Here is a 20,326-nt window from a genome sequence, read left to right on the forward strand (position 1 = left end):
AAGGTAAGATATTTTACAGATCTTGTATTTCCGGTTTTGCAGGTGTTTACTCCCTTTCCCAGAAAGGAGGAGGAGTGATTCCCAGTGCACGAAGATATACATAACCTTGTCCGCGATGATGGATTTCATTGTCCGTAAAGTAAAGCAGGGTGCCGTAAATATTGTTTTCGTACATGCCGAAGGCGAGGTCTTTTTCCTGGAAACGGGCAGGGGCTATTTGCGGCCATAAAGTGTCTATCTGTTCAGTGACCTGGTCCCAGAGTTCCAGAATTTCCTTTTTGGTCTTTGGTGTAGGCATGTCATCCAGGTTTTCCCATTTCCCGGAAACCACACCTTCTATACCCGGTCGGGCTATTTTTATCAGTTCCATGGCGAGTTCGGAAAAAGGCCTCATACCCCCTATGGAGAAAGAATACAATTCTTTTTCGGGAAATGCTTCTATGACCTTTCGGGTTAATCTTCGGTGCCCCTGCCAGTGTTCGAGAAAGTTTTCCGAGTGAATTACAGGAGCAGTAAGTGTAGTGTTGTGAGCATTGTTGTTTTCCATGACTTTAGGCTTTTAAATTTCTATACTACAAAGTAAATGACAGGTAGTGACAGCCCTATGTCAACAGGAAAATAATTTTTTTTAATATTATTGTTATTGTAGTGCGAACGGGGTTATATTTTTGTGATTGAGATTATTATGTGCCCGTACTCTTCGTTAAATGTCGTTAAACCCATAAACAAAACAAGGTCCTGTTCCCGAAAAGTAATACATTGGGCCTGAAAATGGTTAATCTGAAAAAACAAGACAGGTAGTATGACCGGAAATCAATACGAAACGATAGTGGATTGTAAGGAAATCTCTTTGATACGAAGGGGATTTTCTGTGTTGGATACAATCAGTTTTCAATTGAAAAAAGGAGAGAACCTGGCTGTCACGGGAGTTTCCGGGGCCGGTAAGACTACGTTGGGCAGATTGCTTTCGGGGAAAATAAGGCCCTCTGCCGGGACATATGAGGTAAAGGCATCTGTCGTGGAAATGGTGGAACAGCAGGACCAGTTCCTCTCACTTTCCGGGCGGGGAAATACTCATTACAGTCAGCGCTACGAAACACAGGACATATCCGGTATACCCGACGTCCGGGAATATTTACACCGTGTCCGGAAAGAGGCCGGGGTTACCGGAAAAGAAGTAAACCGGGCCATGGAACGCACGGAGATAACCCATATTGCGGACAGGAAGCTTTTACAACTGAGTAACGGGGAACGAAAACGTACCCAATTGGCGACCGCCCTGCTCCGGAAACCACAGATGCTGATACTCGATCAGCCTTATGTGGGACTGGACATACATTCCAGAAAGCGCCTGGACGATCTTTTGCTCGATATGTGCAAAACAGCCACGCTGGTATTGATATGCGGGGCAAACCAGGTTCCTGCTTTTACAGACAAGGTGCTGGAACTGGAAAAGGGAAAAATAAAGAAATTCACGGAAAGGAAGGCATATACGGTTCCCCCCGTAAAAACGGTATCCACTATCAATGATTCCGTGTTCCACGCGTTGCAGGTGCCGGGAGAAAAGAAAACCTTTGATGTTATTGTGGATATGGAAGACGTGAATGTGAGGCTCGGAGGGAAGCATATACTCAAAGATATCAACTGGCAGGTAAAACGTGGGGAGCAATGGGCGCTGGTAGGGCATAACGGTGCCGGGAAAACAACGCTTCTCAGCCTGATCACTGCCGATAACCCGCAGGGATATAACAATAAACTCACGTTGTTCGACCGCAGGAGGGGAACAGGAGAAAGCATATGGGACATTAAAAAGGAAATAGGCTTTGTGTCTGCCGAACTTCACCTTTATTTTTTGCGGGGCAGGGGCATTTTCAATACCATCCCGGGAATGGATGATGGCGGAAGGGAGGTATACAGTACCCTGAGTTGCCTTGATGTTATTGTATCTGGATTTAATGATGAGGTTGGGATGGTAACAGAGCCCTCGGAATACCAGTTGCACATTGCCATGCAATGGCTTCGGATACTGGAACTTGAACGATTGGAAAAAAGTCTTTTTGCTCATGCGTCATTGGGAGAACAGCGTTGTATACTGCTGGCACGGGCGCTGGTAAAATTCCCTTCCCTGCTTATCCTGGACGAACCCCTGCAGGGACTGGACGAACAGCAGACCGGTTATTTCAAGGCCCTGCTCAATCAGATATGTGACACTCTGGGGACTACGTTGATATTCGTGTCCCACTACAGTGATGAAATACCGGATTGTGTAGATCACGTCCTGGAGATCAGCGGAGGAGAAGTAGTTAGAAAAGAGCCTGTTAACTGATTTTTAACACTCTGTGCCGGAGGTTGTTGCTTTACAAAGGCTATATTTATAACCTGAACAAAAAAACAATCGACCCGATGGTGAATAAATTATTGATCCCGTTGAGTATGGCGGTCTTTTTGTCCGGTTACGGGCAGAAGATCACAGAGGACATTCAAAAGATCCTCCCCGAAGGAGAATATGCTTTCGCTGTTATTCACTTCCGTAAAAAGGCGCAGCCGAATACTGCCGGAATCCTACAAAGCACGCCTTATGGTTATGGAGGACATAGAGGCAAAACCAGAGTCACACTATCTGCGGAACAGGCCGAAAAGATATTCAACGGTAAAGATGTGGAGGAAACAACAGGTATGGTTATAAATACCGGCGGAGATAAATACAAAGCAGTGTTTAAAGATAATATCATAACATTTACTCCGGAGCGTGATTCGGGTTCCTTTGCTGTAAATTGTGCTACGGGTGAATTTATTTCGAACGGTCGTAAGGTGATGATGAGAAGGAAAAAAGTGGATGTTCGTTCATCTGATAATATCTTCGGAAGCCCTTGGGAAGGATATCGGTGGAAATCACCCTCTGGTGATTTTTCAGGGTATTACTTTACGGTGGGCAGACTCCAAAATAATGGTAAGGTTTACATAGAAATACGGACCCCGGAAGATATGCATTACAGATTGTTGTCCAGCTGATATGATATAAAAATAAAAGAGGCTTTTTAAGGCCTCTTTTTGGTTACGGTCTGTTATTGTTTTTCAACATTGTAAAAGTTGTAATCTGTCATAGGCGCGTCCGTAAAACCCAGGTTACGGCCTATGGTAATAACCTGTCCCCGGTGATAAGTGCTGTGGTTAACACAATGCATTACATATTCGAAGGCCGGAAAATCAGAACGGAACCACGGGCTTTCAATTAGGATTTTTTCTTCTGTGTTTTCTTCCGCCAATACATGGATATAGTTGGCAAGTTCTGAAGATTGTTTGAGGACTCCCGTAAAGGTATCTTCCAGCGTCCCCTTAACTTCTTTAAAAGTTTTTGAAGGTTCCTTTTTTAAAACAGAGAGCCAGTATCTTTCGGTTTGCCTGATGTGTTCCAAAGTTGGCCCGATCCCGGGAAAGCTGGAAGGAACATGTTGTTCCATAAGGTCTTCGTCTTTTGTTCTCAACCACTCCACGAGCTTGGTATTAGCCCAGAGATTGTAGTTGACATAGTTCTTTGTAAGTAAAGAGATGGCAGTTTTCATAATCAGGTATAAAGGTTTTGTTCGTTTATTAGTTGGTTCAAAAATAAGGGCACCGTCTGACAACAGAATGTCAATAATAGATGATTTTTCCGAAAAAAAATACCATTATGCATTTTTTGATTGTTTAAAGTTTTTGGTTGTAGTACGGATGCGGGATAATAAAAAAGGTTGCCTGATAATTCAGAGGCAACCATTAGGATTCTATATAGGATATACGGGTTATTCCGCAAGTTCCGTGATCTCTACATCAAAAACAAGGTCGGCATCCGGGGGAATGACTCCTCCGGCTCCCGCTTCGCCATAGGCGAGGTGAGAAGGGATAAAAAGTCTTACTTTGTCTCCTGCGTTCATTTGTAAGAGTCCTTCTCTGAACCCTGGAATAAGGGGAGAATCCGGACCGTAAAGCATGGGTATGGGGGCGTATCCCCCTCTTTCTTTGCGAACTTTATTTACCGTACCGAATTTCTCCACAACACTGAGTTCATTGGAGTCGAACAGTTTACCGGTATCCAGATAACCGGCGTAATTGACTTTTACATAGGTGCCTTCCTGTGGTTTTTTGCCGTCTTCCGCCCTGTTCAGGTAGAATATTCTTAATCCGCTGGGGAGTTCTTCGGCATCACTTTTCTGGCTTTCGAATTCCCGAACCAGGGCCTCGGCCGCTTTTTTGGCTTCTTCTTCCTTTTTGTTGATCCTGTCGAAGTATTCCGTCATAACCTTAACGGCATCGAATTGTTTGGCTTCTTTACCGTTCCGGATGATAGTTACCTTGTTCATCACCACATCTTCCACGGGCTTGTTGTCATCGGGGGAGGTCTTTACATTGGCAATGGTATCCACAACGTCCAGACCTTCCACTACTTTGCCGAATACGGTATGCCTTCCGTCCAGGTGAGGTGTTGGAACATGAGTAATAAAAAACTGGCTGCCGTTCGTACCCGGTCCGGCATTGGCCATAGACAGTATTCCTTTGCTATCATGCCTGAGCGTGTCTACGATTTCATCCTCAAATTTATATCCGGGGCCAGATTTACCGGTACCGGAAGGGTCTCCGCCCTGGATCATAAAATCTTTTATGACCCTGTGAAAGGTAACGCCATCGTAATATTTTTTGTTTTTAAGGCTGTCTGATACAAAAGGATTGGTCCCTTCGGCCAGGGAAATAAAATTGGCCGCGGTTACAGGGGTTTGTTTGTAGTATAACCGGAGGATCATTTCTCCCTTATTGGTCTCTATATCGGCAAAAATACCGTCTCCGAGATCAGCGTGCCTGGTGCTTTTGCACCCCAGCGCAACCAGAACAAGAAGCAGAAAAGCTACATTGATTTTTTTCATGGATATTAATGTTTGTGAATTTTACGAACTGATTTGAACTTTTAATGATTAGATAAATTTATTGTACATCCCGGGGAACATTTCCTGTCGATATACTATCCCGGGCAGTTTCCAGGATATCCAGCAGGGTGATGGTACTTTTTACGGGAATATTGACGCCAATTCTGTTTTCATCTCCGTGATAGCCGAAAGCAAGAGAAGAAGGGAACATAAACGTAGCGGTTTCCCCTTTTTTCAATAGTTTTACAGCAGTCCGGAGCCCCGGGAACAGGTCTTCTTTATCCACCTTAAAACGAACCTGCCCGATCTCTTCTTTACTGTAGATGACACTGTCGTTCAGGTAACGGATGTCGTAGTTAATGAGTATAAGGTCATCCGGTTGTGGCGTATAGGTACCTGTACTGTCCTTCTTCTGATAGTAATACCAATAGCCGTTCGGTGAGGCGATATAAGTATGTATACTGTCTTTCTGTATAAGTTCCCCGATAAGTGCCTGTTCTTTTTCGAGCAGTTCCTTATTTCGCTCCACGGATTTCCGGAAGAATTCCCCTGTTTTAACGGCTACGGGTCTCCGGGCTTCGGGTTCTTTACACCCAGTGAACATGACCAGGGATAACAGTAGCAGACAGGAATGCTTGGTAAGGGAATACCGGGTTAATGCATCCGGTATCCTGGAATTCAGTATGTTTTTCCGGCCATACTTCATGTGGTCAGTTCCTTTTTATATCCGTCCAGCAGTTTTCTGAATTTCTCGATCGTTTCTTCCATGGAAAGATCGCTTCTCCCTCCTGCGGCATTGATATGTCCGCCGCCGTTAAAATGTTTTCTGGCCACCTCATTAACAGAGAAATCCCCGACGGAACGCAGGGAGATTTTAATAAAATCTTCCTGTGTATCCTCAAGGAATATTACCGAAAACCGAACATTTTTGAGTGATAGCCCGTAATTAACAAAACCTTCCGTATCCCCCTTTTTAAAGCCGAATTGCTCCAGTTCCTTTCTGCTCAGGGTAATATATACCGTATTGTATTTTTCAAGGAGCACGAGATTTTTTAATGCACATCCCAGCAGGTGAAGCCTGCTGAGCCCGTTGGTATCGTAAACGGCACTATGGATATCCGAATTTTCAGCTCCCCTGTCCATAAGATCCGCTATCACCCGGTGAGTGATGCTTGTAGTGGAAGGAAAACGGAACGATCCGGAATCCGTCATGATTCCGGTATAAAGACAGGTGGCTATATCCTTGTTTATTTTGTCACGGTGGCCCAGGGTGTCCATAAAGTGATAGATCATTTCACAGGTAGAGCCCATTTTCGGATCGGAATAGATATAGGCAGCATAATCGTCCGGCTGTTCGTGATGATCTATCATTACAAAGGTCGCTTTGCTGCTTTCCAGGGACGGTTTCATGTCTTCAACACGGTCCAGTGCATTAAAGTCCAGTGTAAAAATAAGATCGGCATTTTCTATAAGGATCTTTGCTGCTTTTCTTTTGGTATCAAATTTCAAAACATTCTCGCTCCCCGGCATCCATTTCAGGAAATCCGGGTATTCGTTGGGAGATATGACAACAGTATTGTGCCCCAGGAGATTCAGGTAATGATACACGGCCAGCGAGGCGCCTATGGCGTCTCCGTCCGGGTTTTTATGCGGAACAATAACAATGTTCTTTGGCGAGGCAAGTACTTCCCCGAGTTCTTGTATGTTTGTATTCATAAGGGGCTAAGATACGATTTATCCCGATTTTTTGTCATAAATAACCCGAAGTTATCCGTAGCAGCAGATCGTTTGCCATAAAAAGCATAACATTCGGTTAATATGCTATATTGTACATTTGTTTTTTTCCTGAAAATAACGAATAAATGAGACGATTATTTTTACTCCTGTTCCCCCTTTTCTTTGTTACGTGCCGATCAGCAAAAGAGGCGGCTTCGACAGTTTCCGGACCGGACTATGTTATCGCTTTCGGGTCATGTAATAACCAGAGGCTGGAAAATGTGCTCTGGAAGGAAATATTGAAAAATGATCCGCAGGTATGGATTTGGGGCGGGGATAATATCTATTCGGATACGGACGATATGGAGGTCATGCAACAGCACTATAAGAACCAGTTGACACAGGAAGACTACAGGGAAGTGAGAAACAGGACAACCATACTGGGCACCTGGGACGATCACGATTACGGTGTGAATGACGGGGGAGAAGAATTTCCTGCTAAACAGGAAAGCCAGCAGCTCTTTCTGGATTTTATGAGAGTGGCTGAAAACGACCCCCGGAGAAACAGGGAAGGAGTATATCATTCGGAACTGTTGAAAACACCGAAAGGAACAATAAAGGTAATCGTACTCGATACCCGGTATTTCCGTTCCGGGCTGACGGAAGCGAAGGAAAGAGGAAAGCGGTACATGCCCGGTCCATACGGGAAAGGAACAATGCTTGGAGAGCGGCAATGGCAATGGCTGGAAGAAGAGTTGTCTTCATCGGATGCGGATTTTAACCTTATCGTAAGCAGTATTCAGTTTTTGTCGGGGGAACATGGTTTTGAGGCCTGGGCCAATTTCCCGCATGAAGTAGCTAGGTTAAAGCAACAGGTATCCGGCTCAGGGGCCAAGGGAGTGATCATACTCTCGGGGGATCGTCATATATCAGAGTTTTCCATGGCGGAAATCCCGGGCCTTTCTTACCCGCTGATAGATTTTACCAGTAGCGGGTTAACGCATGCTTATACACAGTTTACCTCTGAATATAACCCTTACCGTATAGGGGAAGTGGTTTCGGAGATCAGTTTCGGATTGCTGCGGTTCGACTTTGACCGAAAACAGGTAACTATGCAGATACGCGGCAGGGGGAATAAGGTTTTAGGGGAACTGGTACAGAAATATTAGCCTTTCTGCATGTTTGGGAACTTACCTGCTTATTTGCAATTGTTCTGCTATTTTTACACATTCCATAGCCTCCTTTACATCATGGACCCGTAGTATATGTGCCCCTTTGAGCAATGCAATAGTGTTAAGTGCCGTAGTACCGTTCAGGGCTTCCTCAGGGCTGTTTTCCAGTAGTTTGTATATCATGGACTTCCGGCTTATACCTGCGAGTACGGGCAACCCGAGGTTGTGCAGTAGTTCCAGTTTATCCATCAGTTCGTAGTTATGGGCAATCGTTTTGGCAAAACCGAAACCGGGATCAATTATAATGTCGCTGATGCCTGCCTTTCTGGCCTCGGCCACCTTTTCGGAGAAATAATACAGGACTTCTTTGACGATGTCTTCGTATTGCGGGTTTTGTTGCATATTCTGGGGAGTCCCTTTCATGTGCATCATGATATAAGGCACCTGTAGACTGGCTACGGTAGGGATCATTTCCCTGTCGAGGTTACCGGAGGCAATATCATTGATAATCGCTGCCCCTTGTTCCACACATGCCCTGGCTACGGAAGCACGGAAAGTATCTACGGAGATCCGTATATCCGGGAATTTCTTTATCAGGAGGGAGACGACCGGGACAATACGGTGAAGTTCTTCCGTCTCATCAACATGTTTGGCCCCGGGGCGTGAACTGTAGGCCCCCACATCAATAAAAGTGGCCCCTTCACTGAGCATTTTTTCCGTGCGGGGAAGAATATCGCTTTCGTCCTTGTACTTTCCGCCATCATAGAAAGAGTCGGGAGTAATGTTCAGTATTCCCATGATTGCGGGAGCAGACAGATCGGTTAACGTTCCTTTGCAGTTTATGGTCATTGTTTTCCGGTTTGAATTTTTTGCTATGGACTTTTGCCATGGATACACGGATGATTTTCTCTTCCCTTTCCTGAAGGGCGGAGGGATGCTTTATTGTACAGTCAAAGGTTAAAATCCTGCTCCCGATGGATATCGAAATTTATTGCAGCTACTTTAGTTTCTATAAACTTTTGCCGCGAATACATTAAATATTTTTTAAAAATGATTTGTGTATCCATGGCAAAACTCGCTTTCCGTCTGCTGCAAATCTGTGGATTTTCCCCCGGTGTTTAATCTGTCGTCAGATGGAAAACAATAAAAAATATCCGTGCATCCGTGGCAAAATAAAGAACAAATATCAAAAAAATATCAAAGCTCTTTTTCCCTGCCGAATGAAATTTCCTTTCAGGAGTTGAGCAATTCAAAAAATTAAGCGAAATTTACGCAAAATACAATCAACAGCATGCAGGATACTTCAAAACAATACGACGAAGTGATTGCCACTTGTCGGGAGTTGTTCGTTAATAAAATGAAAGATTACGGGAGTGCGTGGCGGATATTACGGCTCCCTTCCCTTACCGATCAGATATTTATCAAGGCACAGAGGATACGCAGTTTACAGGAGAAGAAAATGCGGAAGGTAGATGAGGGGGAGGCTTCGGAATTTATGGGGATTATCAATTATTCGGTGATGGCGCTTATCCAGACCGGTAAAGGTGTTGCCGATCAGCCGGACCTCAATGTAGAGGAGGCTGCTGCATTGTATGATGAAAAAATAGGGGAGACCAAGACCCTGATGGAAGCCAAAAATCATGATTACGGCGAAGCATGGCGCGATCTGAGGGTGAGTTCCCTTACCGATCTTATTCTGCAAAAATTACTGCGGGTCAAACAAATTGAAGATAACGAAGGCAAAACCCTGGTGAGCGAAGGTATCGAAGCCAATTACCAGGACATGATCAATTATGCCGTTTTCGCATTGATCTTGTTACGGGAATAAGTACAGGGGGGCAGAAATCCGGTCTGCAAATTTGCACATTGTAATGAAACCGATATGACTAAGATGATCTTCAGGTACACGGTATAATGATCTGATAGTCATCAGAGGTTACATGTGACCGTTGAAAAAGCAATAAAAATGAACACATGAAATATATTGTAAACTTCTCCAGAATAATTGTCGGTATTTTATTTATCATCAGCGGAGCTATTAAGCTGAACGATCCGGTGGGGTTTTCTTTCAAACTGGAAGAATACTTCGGCGCGGATGTCCTTAATCTTCCGTTCCTCACGCCATATGCTCTAGGTATTGCCCTTTTTCTTGTGGTGCTGGAAGTATTGCTCGGGGTCATGTTGCTTTTCGGGTACAGGCCGAAATTTACCGTATGGACCCTGTTGCTCATGATCGTTTTCTTTACATTCCTTACTTTCTATTCCGCTTATTTTAATGTGGTCACCGATTGCGGCTGTTTCGGGGATGCCATAAAGCTGACGCCCTGGGAGTCTTTCGGTAAAGATATTGTGTTATTACTACTCATTCTGATATTGTTCTTCGGCCAAAAATATATTATTCCTCTTATATCTGTGAAAACCGGGGCCATAGGAACGGTTGTAGCTTTGGTGATCTGTGTTCTGTATGCCAATCATGTGCTTAATCACCTGCCTGTGGTGGATTTCAGACCTTATAAGATAGGAGCCAATATAGAAGAAGGTATGACAGTCCCGGAAGGGGCTCCCAAACCTGTGTATGAATATTCCTGGAAGTTCATGGTGGACGGGAAAGAGAAGGTCATAAAGACCAATGGCGATTACCCTTCGGTAGACGGGGAATTCATAGATGTGGAGACGGAGGAAATACAAAAAGGATATGAACCCCCGATACATGATTTTACCATAGAACAGGATGGAGAAGATTACGCGGAGGAGATGCTTGCCGAGGATAAACTGATTATGGTTGTCACTTATGATCTTCGCAAAGCCAGTCCCGAAGGCCTGGAGAAAATGAAGACAGTAACGGACAGGGCCATTGCAGACGGATACAAGGTTATAGGAATGTCTGCATCCGATGATAAACTGACCCGGCCTGTACTTGAAGAATACGGTCTTGATTTCGAATTTTATTTTACCGATGCCACGACTTTAAAGACTATGGTCCGTTCCAATCCGGGTATATTGAAACTGCATAAAGGTACCATAGTGCAAAAACTGCATTTTAACGATGCGGATGCACTGGAAACAAAGTAAAATATAGTCAGGCTCTCAAATATTATATTAAATTTGTAAGGTTGTAACCTTCGGAAGAAGGAGACTTTTGTTTTCGGGCAAAGAACAGCAACCACTTTCTCGGGCCAATGGAAGGTTAGGGCCCTGGTCAATAAATAAAGCAGCTATGAAAAAGAACTTTATGGTCGTATTCTTTACGGCCTTTACTCTGGTGCTCTCCGCCCAATCGAAGGAGTTTTCAACAAAAGCATTGAAAGATGTATTTCTCACGACGGAAGGAAAGGATATTACCTTTTCCGAAATCCTGGAGGCCAATAAGGGAAAAACATTATTTATCGATGTCTGGGCCTCCTGGTGTAAGGATTGTATTGAAAGTATCCCTGCGTTAAAGGGAATTAATGAGAAATACGACGACGTCACTTTTATTTTCCTGTCCCTGGACCGGAGTGTGGAAGGCTGGGAAAAAGGAAGAGAGAAATACCACCTCGATTACGGACAGCATTACTTTATTAAAGCCGGCTGGAAGAAAAGCCCTTTTTGCCAATCTATTAAACTGGACTGGATACCCAGATATCTGGTTGTAAACCCCGAAGGCAAAATAGAACTGTTTAAAGCTATAGAAACTGATGATACTCAATTAATAAATACCTTAAACCAAACCATACAATGAGAAAAAAGATTGTTGCCGGAAACTGGAAAATGAATAACGATTTGGGACAAACAGAAGAATTGTTGTCCAAGCTTCTCAAAAAAATGCCCGATACCGAAGCAGAGATCATGGTGGCTCCCGCTTTTACGAACCTCAGGGTTGCTTTTGACACGTTGAGCCAGAGTGCTGTTGAGGTTATTGCACAAAATATGCACTTTGCCGAGAACGGAGCATATACCGGTGAAGTATCGGCAGAAATGCTGAAAAGTGTGGGGATACGTACCGTAATACTCGGCCATTCCGAAAGACGTGCCTATTTTAATGAGACCGATGAAACACTCGCAAAAAAAGTGGACACCGCGCTGAAACACGATATGACTATCGTATTCTGCTTCGGCGAAGAACTGGAAGACCGTAAGGGAGGAAAGCATTTCGACGTAGTGGAAAGCCAGCTCAGAAAAGCCCTTTTCCACCTTAAAACCTCCGCCTGGAAGAATATTATACTGGCTTATGAGCCTGTATGGGCTATCGGTACCGGGGAAACGGCTTCACCGGAACAGGCTCAGGAAATGCATAAATTTATCCGCGAGACCATTGCTTCCAATTATAGCGAAAAAGTGGCCGATGGTGTCTCTATCCTTTACGGAGGCAGCGTTAAGCCCGACAATGCCAGGGAGATCTTCTCACAGCCCGATGTAGATGGTGGCCTTATAGGCGGAGCCTCCCTGAAAGCCAAAGATTTTATCGCCATCGTTGATGCGATTTAAGGTTACCGGTGATTAGAGTTGCGGGTTGCGGGATGACCTGCAACCTGTGACTTACAACTAACGAGAAAATGGACACATTATATATTGCCTGTGACTTTAAGGTTAAGCCCGTACAGCCGGGCACGGAAATCCTTATTGCCGAGCTCGGCGAAGCCGGGTTTGAGAGTTTTGTGGAAAATGAAGAAGGGGTCATAGCCTATATTCAGAAAAGCGAATGGGAACCCTCCTACCTGGAAAATATCTATATTCTCAACAGCGGAGAATTTGAGATAACTTATGAGGTGGAAGAGATCGCCCAGGTAAACTGGAACGAGGAATGGGAAAAAAATTTCCAGCCTATAGAAGTAGACGGAATATGTACGGTAAGGGCCCCGTTTCACCCGGAACCTGCAACCGCATACGATATTGTCATAGAGCCTAAAATGAGTTTCGGGACGGGCCACCATGAAACCACTCACATGATGATACAGCACCTCTTGCGACTGGATCTGAAAGGGAAGAAGGTCCTGGATATGGGATGCGGGACAGGAGTACTTGGCATATTGGCAGAAAAACTGGGGGCTGCCGAGGTAGATGCCATAGATATCGATAACTGGTGCTATCTGAATTCGCTGGAAAATGTGGAGCGAAACCGGTGCGAGGTTACTTCCGTATACGAAGGAAACGCTGCCTTGCTGGAAGGAAGGCGTTATGAGGTGATTATAGCCAATATCAACCGGAATATCCTGCTCAACGATATTCCTGCTTACGCAGCTTGCCTGGAACCCGGAGGTATACTTTTACTCAGCGGGTTTTATAAAGATGACATCCCTGTTATAGATGAACTTTGTGTGAAGTTTTCATTAAATTTTACGGAAAACCTGGAGAAAAACCATTGGGTTGCAGTGAAGTACCTACATGCGATCTCCTGAAGATTTCCCGGTAAAAGAAGGGAAACATCCCGTAAAACACTGTATGGAGGAAATCTCAAAAGTTCCGGGAAAATATCACGGGCTCGGATTGGTAGGGGGATATGGTTGGCAAGGATGTATTTCTAAAATAAATTTTGTGTAATTTTGTATAAGAGTCGTTTACATCTTATCTTTATAGCAATGCATACGGAAGAAAAAATATACTTGAGAAAAGACACCTGTATGCCCGGAACCAAAACAGAGGTATTCAGTGCCTCTACCCGGGAAGAGACTTTAGAAGAGGTATTGGTGGAAGAGGATGTGCAGAAGCAAAATGAGATTGTCCTCTACAACGATGATGTCAACACTTTCGATCATGTGATAGAAACCCTGATCGATGTGTGTGACCACACCCCCGAACAGGCTGAACAATGTTCCATTATTGTGCATTACAAAGGGAAATGTACGGTAAAAACAGGGCCTTATGAAGATTTAAGGCCGCGGTGCTCTATGTTGCTGGATGCCGGACTAAGTGCGGAGATCGTATAATAACCATTACAGGCTTACTTTTTCTCCGGGGCCGGTAATACCTTGAACAATCCGAAAGACTTGAAAAGGTGGAATAATCCTGGCAGGATAAGAACAGAACCTGCGAGGAGGGCATAGGCTATGGAGTTAATTACTGCTTCACCGGCCATATTTTCATAAATACTTACAGGCCCTTCCGTGGTGATGATCAGGGAAGGAAAATTAGACTGTGCCCAGGCACCCAGCATCAGGAATACCTGTATGGCCACCATAACCCTTATCACCACTTTTTTACCCTTGGCGAGATATATCCATATGGGTACCAGCAGGGAAGCTGCAATTATAACCAGTATAATACTCAGTATATTGTCAAAGAAGTGATCTATAAAGACCTCCTCCGCATAAAAGCCGTAACCAAAAATAAGGAGGGAACTGAAGGCTACCGACATGTTTGCCTTCTTCGCTCGTTTGATAAAAATCCTTTGCTCTTCTCCGGATGTTTCGCCGACGAGAAATACGGCGGATAAAAAAGCGACCAGAGAAGCGATAAAGACCCCCATTAAAAGAGAGGTGATGTTAAACCAGGGGAAAATAAAAGCTTCCGCAAAACTATAGTCTTCCATTGTATTTACCGGAATAAGTTTTCCGGAAATAAGGGCCCCTGCGCTTACACCGAGAACAAAAGGTGTAACCATACTGGAATACTGAAAAAGTTTGTTATAAATGCTTTGTGAACTGTCTACTACCGCATCGTAATGACGGAAAATAAAGGCCGTCCCCCTTATTACAATCCCGAAAAGTAGCAGGGTGAGCGGAATATGCAGTTGCGTGGTAATGATATAATAATAATTGGGAAAAGCTATCCACATAATAACGATGACAATGATAAGCCATACGTGATTTGCCTCCCAGACCGGCCCTATGATTTGGTATGCTATTTTTTTGGTCACTTTCCTGTTCTTCCGGGAAGACAGTAACTCCAGGATGCCCACACCGAAATCCGCTCCGCCGAAAATGAGGTAGAAATATATGGAAACAAACAGGAACAAAAATACTACTGTAGTCATCGGGAATTGTTTTGACGGTTAAACACGGTGATCTGTCTGCTCATCAGCCAGCTTACGACCAGGGCGAGCAAAATATAGAGGAAGGTAAATATGAAGAGGCTGTATTCGATGCCTTCCATGGGGGTTACCGAATCTTTTGTCCGCATGATATTGTAAATAATCCAGGGTTGCCTGCCCACCTCAGTTACTATCCATCCGGCTTCTACGGCTATAAATCCCAGGGGGGCGGCGAGCGCAAATACCAGCCAGAACCCTCTTTTCCTAAGCAGGGACTTCTTTTTTCTGCTCACAAAAAATAGAATGGCCAGTAATGCCAGCAGTGTGCCCAGCCCTACCATAAGCTGAAAAGCATAATGTGTTATGGCTACCGGGGGCAAATCTTCTTCCGGAAAATCATTCAATCCCTTAACCTCCGCATCAAAATCGCCAAAGGCCAGGAAAGAAAGCATTTTCGGGAGTTCTATCTTATGGGTAACTTCTTTTTTCTCTTCATTAACAATACCGCCTATATATAGCGGGACCCCTTTTCCCGTTTCGTAATGCGCTTCCAGGGCAGCGAGTTTTACAGGTTGCCTTACTGCAATGTCCTTGGCAGAAATATCCCCGCTCAGCGGTTGGAACAGGGCGGCAACGGCGCCAAAAGACAAGGCAATGGTAAAAGCCTTGCGGTGTATGGCAATATTCCTCCTGAGATATATTTGCCAGGCATGTATACCCGCGACGGCAAATCCGGTGGCTGTAAAAGCGGCAAGGACCATGTGGAGTGCCTGTGAAAACCAGGCCTCGTTAAACAGGGCTTTTACCGGATCAATATTCAGGAATTCCCCGTTGATGTATTCGAAACCCGAGGGCGAGTTCATCCAGCCGTTAGCAGAGACTACCAGTATACCCGAAGCCACGCCCGATATGCCGATAATAAGCCCCGTAAACCAGTGAAACCACTGATTTTTTATTTTCTTCCATCCGTAGAGATAAAACCCCAGGGCGATGGCTTCTACAAAAAAAGCCGCGCCTTCCAGCGAAAACGGCATGCCTATTATCGGGCCTGCATGGAGCATGAACTTAGGCCAAAGCAAACCCAGTTCGAAAGACAGGATCGTGCCCGATACCGCACCCGTTACAAAAAAGATGGCTACGCCTTTCTGCCATGCTTTGGTCAGGGACAGATAAGCCTTGTCTTTTGTCTTCAGCCATTTGTAATGAGAAACTACCATAAAAAAAGGCATGACCATACCAATACAGGCAAAAACGATGTGGAAGATCATTGAAACGGCCATTTGCAGGCGGGCTGCGTCGAGTGTTTCCATAGGAGGGAAGTTTACCATACAAATTTACGGTTTTGCAGGTATAATTTCCCAGGAAATGTGTTAAAGGTATCCGTTTTAGTAAGACAATCCCGGCGTTTTTTTCAGGTATTGATCCGTGTTGAGCTGCATGAGCAAAAACATGGCTACATCCGCTTTGGAGATTTTGAGGGTAACCGTTCTGTCATCAGGAGCAAATCCATGCCTGAAGTTACCCGTGGCCCGTCCGCCCGTAAAAGCACCGGGCCGTACCAGCGTCCAGTTCAGGTCACTTTCCATAACATATTTTTCTTGTAGTTCATGGTCTTTGTATGCACCTCGCAGGTACCAGCCAAACATAATGTGTTTCCAGAAAAAATTGAGATTGTCCCTGCTGTCCCCGGCACCTAATGTGCTTTGGCATATCAGTCGTTTTACGCCCTGGCTCTGCATTCCTTCGATAATATTGCTTGTGCCCCGCGACCTTACGGTACCTTTTCTGCCCGATCCGATAACACTGATAACGGCATCCTGATTTTTTACGGCCTTTTTTACGGCTTCTTTATCCAGGATATCTCCTTGAACGACATTCAGGTTACGGTGTTTGATTTCCTTCAGGTTCTTTTTATTGCGGGTGAATGCGGTGACGATGTGTCCCAGTGCAAGAGCCTCCAGTACCAGGGGCTTGCCAATGTTGCCCGTAGATCCGAAAATAACGATTCTCATACTTCTTGTTTTTTGTTCAAAGCTAAGGAAGGAAGCGAGGTGCGAATAGAATAAACCCGACAGGCTGAAATTATTTCCTGTTAAAAACAGTGAGAAAACCGGAAGGGGTATACCCGGTGAATTCCTGGAAAGTACGGATAAAGTGCGACTGATCCGCATACCCGTTATCATAGACAATATCGGTAAGTTTGGTATAATCACTGGCTTCTAACTGTACCATTGCAGACCGGAACCTGCATATACGGGCATACAGGCGGGGAGAAATGCCAATGTATTCTTTGAACTTCCGCTCAAAGGTCCGTTCGGATATCTGCATATCGTTTTGCAGTTCCTTTAAGGATATTTCTCCGTTACTCCGCAACAGGCGGGAGGTAGCATAAGAAAGCCTGCTGTCTGTTGTGATTGATTGCTGTCCGGCCAGGTTGAGGAGAAAGACCGTCATGATGTCCAGGTGTTCCCGGGGAGATACAGAGGCGGAAAGCTGTTCCCTGATGTATTTTGCATTTGCAAACGGCAGCAGGTCAAAATCAATGCAACTGTCTGTAAGTTCATTGGCATGGATGCCGAAGACGGAGCGTATAATATGCGGGTACAGGATGAAAATAAATGCACGGACCTCACCGTGAGTGGAGATGCGTATGGGTTTTACGGTCTGTCCGTAGAGGAAAAGAGAGGAGATCTTTTTATCGTTCAGCATGATATCCGTCCCGGAATCAATGTACATGATCCCCGGGCAGCCGTCCGCAAAAAACTGCATGTCATTACCGAGATTTTCGGGGACGGACTTACGGAAGGACAACACCGATTTCACGTAGGGGCGGAGAACTTCCGGTATGGTATATGAACAGTTTGTTTCCATGATATTCGGGCAGGCGGAGTTCCGGATAAAAATACATAGCCCAAGTTATGAAAAATTGTATCAAACCGACACCGGCCGGAAATAATGTTGTTACCGGTCCAGAAATTCCTGTACCAGGAGCGCTGTTGCCCGTATACTTTTCTGTTCTGTGGGTTCCGTACATATTTCGCCGAGATAAGAACCGTGGTTTCCGGGAAGTATTAATAACCTGGACCCGGGAACCATCTGCGACATTTTCAGGCTGTGTTCCGGCAGGACCACATCCCGGTCGGCAGCCAGGAAGAGCGTTGGGGCTTTGATATTTGTCAGGTCCTCATCTTTCCAATCGGTAAAACGGAGCATTCTTTCCTTGTCTTTGTCATGCATGTTTTGTAGCCCTCTTTCATCAGGATTTACTTCCAGATAGGCTTTTTTCAGGGGTTCCGGCATATTTTCCAGTGTGGCGTTCCGCATCCCGTCAAAAAAACCGGGCAGCAATCCGTCCCTTCGGTAAAAGGAGGAGGCAACCACCAGTTTGTTAATGATTTCCGGGTATTCCATAGCTGTTTTCATGGCTGTGTTCCCGCCATTGCTGAACCCGAGTATATCGGCTTTATTCACGTGAAGGTATTTTAGCAGGGCGGCAACATCCTTGGCATCCTGTGAAAAAGAAACACCGTTTTCACGGTCGCCGGTACGACCGTGCGCCTGCAGTTCCATAGCTATGACTTTCCGGTTTTCTGCCCACAACAGAATGATATTGGCAAAGTTGCTCTGAATGGTAGATCCCCCGCCGTGAATAAGGACCAGGGGCATATCCCCTTCTCCGTATATTTCATAATACATGTTTAGTCCGTTTACGGGAGCGTAACCCGATTCCGACGGTTTTATCGTTTCCTGTTGCATAGAGGGAAATAAAAAAATTGATGATATCGCCAGCAAATATATTGTTTTTACCATATGACTATGGATTAATGTTGAGGCTCAGGCAGAAATGACGGCGGGGGAGGTGTGTCCTCTAAAAAAGGGATAATGGCAGACAGGATTCCTTTTGTATCCATCATTAGTCCCACATGGGACTTTCCGGGCAGGATGGCAAGTTGTGATTCCGGAATGCCCTCCATGTCACCCGATACACCTCCGCCACATAACCTGTACATTTCCGCAATATGGTTCAGGTCCACACCATCGTTATCTCCCATGACGAATAGTACCGGTGATTTGAGTTTTCCGATATTCTCTGCCCCCAGGTCATAACCCTCCCGGTCGAATGCAATAAATTTTTCAATAAATGGCCGCCAATGGCCCGGATCGGGGGCTACTTTTTCATATTCCGTTTTCAGCGGGGTCTGGTCCAGAAAGTCAGGCTGCATGGTGTGGATGGCTTCCCGGACCCGCGGTATCCAGCCCTCCATTTTATAGGTAGAGGAAATAATAATTATTTTCCGGATCATCTCCGGGTAATCTATGCCTGTTTTCAGGGCAATGGTGCCTCCGAAGCTGTATCCTATGATATCTGCTTCCGGAATATTTAAATGTTTTAATACCCCTGCTACGTCCGAAGCCAGGCTTTTGTAATTAAAAGCCCTTTCCGTATCGGCGGTATGCCCGTGGCCCTGCATTTCCACGGCTATGACTTTTCTTGTCCCCGACAGCACCGGTATGATATCTCCCCAGTTCATCCCTATGGTCATATAAGCCCCGTGAAGCAGTATAACCGGTTTGCCTTCACCGTGTATTTCGTAATATATTTCCTGTCCGTTTACCGGGGCATATCCGGAAGCGGAAGGTTTATTTTTTGTCTGGCCAACAGCCAGGATAAAGGATAAGAAAACAGTGCCAGCGGACAGGAGTATGGTTTTCATTATTTCTGGTTTTTGGTGTTATAGAAAAGATAATGGGTATTACCTGGTTTCGGTATAAGTTTTAAAATTATCCAGTATGGCCTGCCATCCTTCGCGCTGCATTTCTATGGGATTAGTGGTTTCCGCATCGAAAATTGTAATGACTTCCGTACTTCCGTCCAGGTCCCTGAAATCGGTAGTTACTTTTCTGCTATCAGCTATGGTGTATACGATTTTCTTGTAGTCTACTATTTGGTTATAGGTCGCTTCGAAATCAAACCCGAAACTTCCGTCTTTGGCTTCCATCCTTGATTTAAGCTTTCCGCCTACTTTCAGGTCGTTTTCCGCGCTCGGGCAGTGCCAGTCTTCCGAGGCAAAGTTCCACTTGGTAATGTGTTCGGGTTTTGTCCATAGTTCCCATACCTGTGCTACGGGGGACTGTACGATACTTTTTACGGTTATCTGTTCCATAATTTTTGCTTTTTAAGGTTTACAGTTCGTTTTGAAAATGAATAAAAATGACATGTGTGTGTTTGTCCTTACAAAGTTGCATTATATCCGTAAGATATAAAGGGTGTAAAAATGTCAATTGAGAGGGGTTATTTTGCCAAATGGGTAATTGGTGTGGGGATTTGCTTTTTCCCGGATTTATCTGTCAGCTGATAACATTTGGCTGTAATTCAATGCACTTGCCAATAGAACTGCATGGCATTAATAAATGCGGTCCCTAATGAGGAATACGTTATGGAAATTTTTAAAAATTGAAAAGCGAACAATAAAAGAATCGTGGAGTTCCCGGATGTTTATGGAAAATAAATATTGAAGATTTAAATAAAAGAGCGGGAGACGAGGTTCGAACTCGCGACATTCAGCTTGGAAGGCTGACGCTCTACCAAC

22 protein-coding genes are annotated in these 20,326 nt (G+C 44.9%); 9 read left to right on the top strand and 13 right to left on the bottom strand.

The features are described from left to right. Positions 1 to 46: 46 nt before the first annotated feature. Positions 47 to 547 (bottom strand): DinB family protein, encoded by a 501-nt coding sequence (locus tag ED312_RS01620; RefSeq protein WP_123214255.1) that lies wholly within the window; start codon positions 545 to 547, stop codon positions 47 to 49. Between the two features lie 255 nt (positions 548 to 802). On the opposite strand from ED312_RS01620, the gene ED312_RS01625 reads away from it, so the two are divergent. Together ED312_RS01625 and ED312_RS01630 are read left to right on the top strand one after the other, a co-directional pair. Then, positions 803 to 2,326, top strand: a complete 1,524-nt coding sequence (locus ED312_RS01625; RefSeq protein WP_123214256.1) for an ATP-binding cassette domain-containing protein — start codon at positions 803 to 805, stop codon at positions 2,324 to 2,326. 77 nt (positions 2,327 to 2,403) lie between these two features. Beyond that, positions 2,404 to 3,012: a hypothetical protein gene (locus ED312_RS01630; RefSeq protein WP_148044199.1), complete on the top strand. Its 609-nt coding sequence runs from the start codon at positions 2,404 to 2,406 to the stop codon at positions 3,010 to 3,012. Positions 3,013 to 3,065: 53 nt separating this feature from the next. Here ED312_RS01630 and ED312_RS01635 read toward each other — a convergent pair whose 3' ends face one another. The 4 genes from ED312_RS01635 to ED312_RS01650 all read right to left on the bottom strand — a co-directional run bounded on the left by ED312_RS01635 (position 3,066) and on the right by ED312_RS01650 (position 6,614). Beyond that, on the bottom strand, positions 3,066 to 3,563 hold the full coding sequence (locus tag ED312_RS01635) for a DinB family protein (protein ID WP_123214258.1): 498 nt from the start codon (positions 3,561 to 3,563) through the stop codon (positions 3,066 to 3,068). Positions 3,564 to 3,782: 219 nt separating this feature from the next. Continuing rightward, a complete protein-coding gene (locus ED312_RS01640; RefSeq protein WP_123214259.1) occupies positions 3,783 to 4,898 on the bottom strand; it encodes a peptidylprolyl isomerase in 1,116 nt (371 codons plus the stop codon). Positions 4,899 to 4,956: 58 nt separating this feature from the next. Further along, entirely contained in the window at positions 4,957 to 5,604 is a 648-nt protein-coding gene (gene gldI, locus ED312_RS01645; RefSeq protein WP_123214260.1) for a gliding motility-associated peptidyl-prolyl isomerase GldI, read from the bottom strand. Then, on the bottom strand, positions 5,601 to 6,614 hold the full coding sequence (locus ED312_RS01650) for a DHH family phosphoesterase (protein ID WP_123214261.1): 1,014 nt from the start codon (positions 6,612 to 6,614) through the stop codon (positions 5,601 to 5,603). The genes gldI and ED312_RS01650 overlap by 4 nt, the downstream gene beginning before the upstream one ends. Positions 6,615 to 6,760: 146 nt before the next feature. Between ED312_RS01650 and ED312_RS01655 the strand changes: the two genes are divergently transcribed. Continuing rightward, positions 6,761 to 7,783, top strand: a complete 1,023-nt coding sequence (locus tag ED312_RS01655) for an alkaline phosphatase D family protein (protein ID WP_123214262.1) — start codon at positions 6,761 to 6,763, stop codon at positions 7,781 to 7,783. A 21-nt stretch (positions 7,784 to 7,804) separates the two neighbouring features. On the opposite strand, the gene folP is transcribed toward ED312_RS01655, so the two are convergent. After that, the gene (folP, locus tag ED312_RS01660) at positions 7,805 to 8,635 is read right to left on the bottom strand and encodes a dihydropteroate synthase (protein WP_123214263.1); all 831 of its coding nucleotides are present in this window, start codon (positions 8,633 to 8,635) and stop codon (positions 7,805 to 7,807) included. Between the two features lie 442 nt (positions 8,636 to 9,077). On the opposite strand from folP, the gene ED312_RS01665 reads away from it, so the two are divergent. From ED312_RS01665 to ED312_RS01690, 6 genes are all read left to right on the top strand, one after another. Beyond that, entirely contained in the window at positions 9,078 to 9,614 is a 537-nt protein-coding gene (locus ED312_RS01665; protein WP_123214264.1) for a DUF1599 domain-containing protein, read from the top strand. Between the two features lie 146 nt (positions 9,615 to 9,760). After that, positions 9,761 to 10,858, top strand: coding sequence for a BT_3928 family protein (locus ED312_RS01670; RefSeq protein ID WP_123214265.1), 1,098 nt, complete (start codon positions 9,761 to 9,763; stop codon positions 10,856 to 10,858). A gap of 145 nt (positions 10,859 to 11,003) precedes the next feature. Beyond that, on the top strand, positions 11,004 to 11,507 hold the full coding sequence (locus ED312_RS01675; protein WP_240642988.1) for a TlpA family protein disulfide reductase: 504 nt from the start codon (positions 11,004 to 11,006) through the stop codon (positions 11,505 to 11,507). Then, positions 11,504 to 12,253 (top strand): triose-phosphate isomerase, encoded by a 750-nt coding sequence (gene tpiA / locus ED312_RS01680; protein ID WP_123214267.1) that lies wholly within the window; start codon positions 11,504 to 11,506, stop codon positions 12,251 to 12,253. Before ED312_RS01675 ends, tpiA begins: the two co-directional genes overlap by 4 nt. Before the next feature lie 68 nt (positions 12,254 to 12,321). Then, positions 12,322 to 13,164, top strand: a complete 843-nt coding sequence (gene prmA, locus ED312_RS01685) for a 50S ribosomal protein L11 methyltransferase (RefSeq protein WP_123214268.1) — start codon at positions 12,322 to 12,324, stop codon at positions 13,162 to 13,164. A 222-nt stretch (positions 13,165 to 13,386) separates the two neighbouring features. Then, entirely contained in the window at positions 13,387 to 13,692 is a 306-nt protein-coding gene (locus tag ED312_RS01690) for an ATP-dependent Clp protease adaptor ClpS (protein WP_123214269.1), read from the top strand. Positions 13,693 to 13,706: 14 nt separating this feature from the next. On the opposite strand, the gene ED312_RS01695 is transcribed toward ED312_RS01690, so the two are convergent. From ED312_RS01695 to ED312_RS01725, 7 genes are all read right to left on the bottom strand, one after another. After that, positions 13,707 to 14,738: a cytochrome d ubiquinol oxidase subunit II gene (locus tag ED312_RS01695; RefSeq protein ID WP_123214270.1), complete on the bottom strand. Its 1,032-nt coding sequence runs from the start codon at positions 14,736 to 14,738 to the stop codon at positions 13,707 to 13,709. Next, on the bottom strand, positions 14,735 to 16,045 hold the full coding sequence (locus ED312_RS01700) for a cytochrome ubiquinol oxidase subunit I (protein WP_123214275.1): 1,311 nt from the start codon (positions 16,043 to 16,045) through the stop codon (positions 14,735 to 14,737). Before ED312_RS01700 ends, ED312_RS01695 begins: the two co-directional genes overlap by 4 nt. A gap of 75 nt (positions 16,046 to 16,120) precedes the next feature. Next, positions 16,121 to 16,747: an NAD(P)-dependent oxidoreductase gene (locus tag ED312_RS01705; protein WP_123214271.1), complete on the bottom strand. Its 627-nt coding sequence runs from the start codon at positions 16,745 to 16,747 to the stop codon at positions 16,121 to 16,123. Between the two features lie 70 nt (positions 16,748 to 16,817). Continuing rightward, the gene (locus ED312_RS01710; protein ID WP_123214272.1) at positions 16,818 to 17,606 is read right to left on the bottom strand and encodes a helix-turn-helix transcriptional regulator; all 789 of its coding nucleotides are present in this window, start codon (positions 17,604 to 17,606) and stop codon (positions 16,818 to 16,820) included. Between the two features lie 90 nt (positions 17,607 to 17,696). Further along, positions 17,697 to 18,545 carry an alpha/beta fold hydrolase gene (locus ED312_RS01715; RefSeq protein WP_206363192.1) on the bottom strand — a complete coding sequence of 283 codons (849 nt, stop codon included), beginning with the start codon at positions 18,543 to 18,545 and terminating at the stop codon, positions 17,697 to 17,699. Positions 18,546 to 18,556: 11 nt separating this feature from the next. Further along, a complete protein-coding gene (locus tag ED312_RS01720; protein ID WP_123214273.1) occupies positions 18,557 to 19,450 on the bottom strand; it encodes an alpha/beta fold hydrolase in 894 nt (297 codons plus the stop codon). Between the two features lie 39 nt (positions 19,451 to 19,489). Next, positions 19,490 to 19,900 carry an SRPBCC family protein gene (locus ED312_RS01725; protein WP_123214274.1) on the bottom strand — a complete coding sequence of 137 codons (411 nt, stop codon included), beginning with the start codon at positions 19,898 to 19,900 and terminating at the stop codon, positions 19,490 to 19,492. Between the last annotated feature and the right edge of the window lie 426 nt (positions 19,901 to 20,326).

The sequence above is a fragment of the Sinomicrobium pectinilyticum genome (genome assembly GCF_003725735.1).
Classification (GTDB): domain Bacteria; phylum Bacteroidota; class Bacteroidia; order Flavobacteriales; family Flavobacteriaceae; genus Sinomicrobium; species Sinomicrobium pectinilyticum.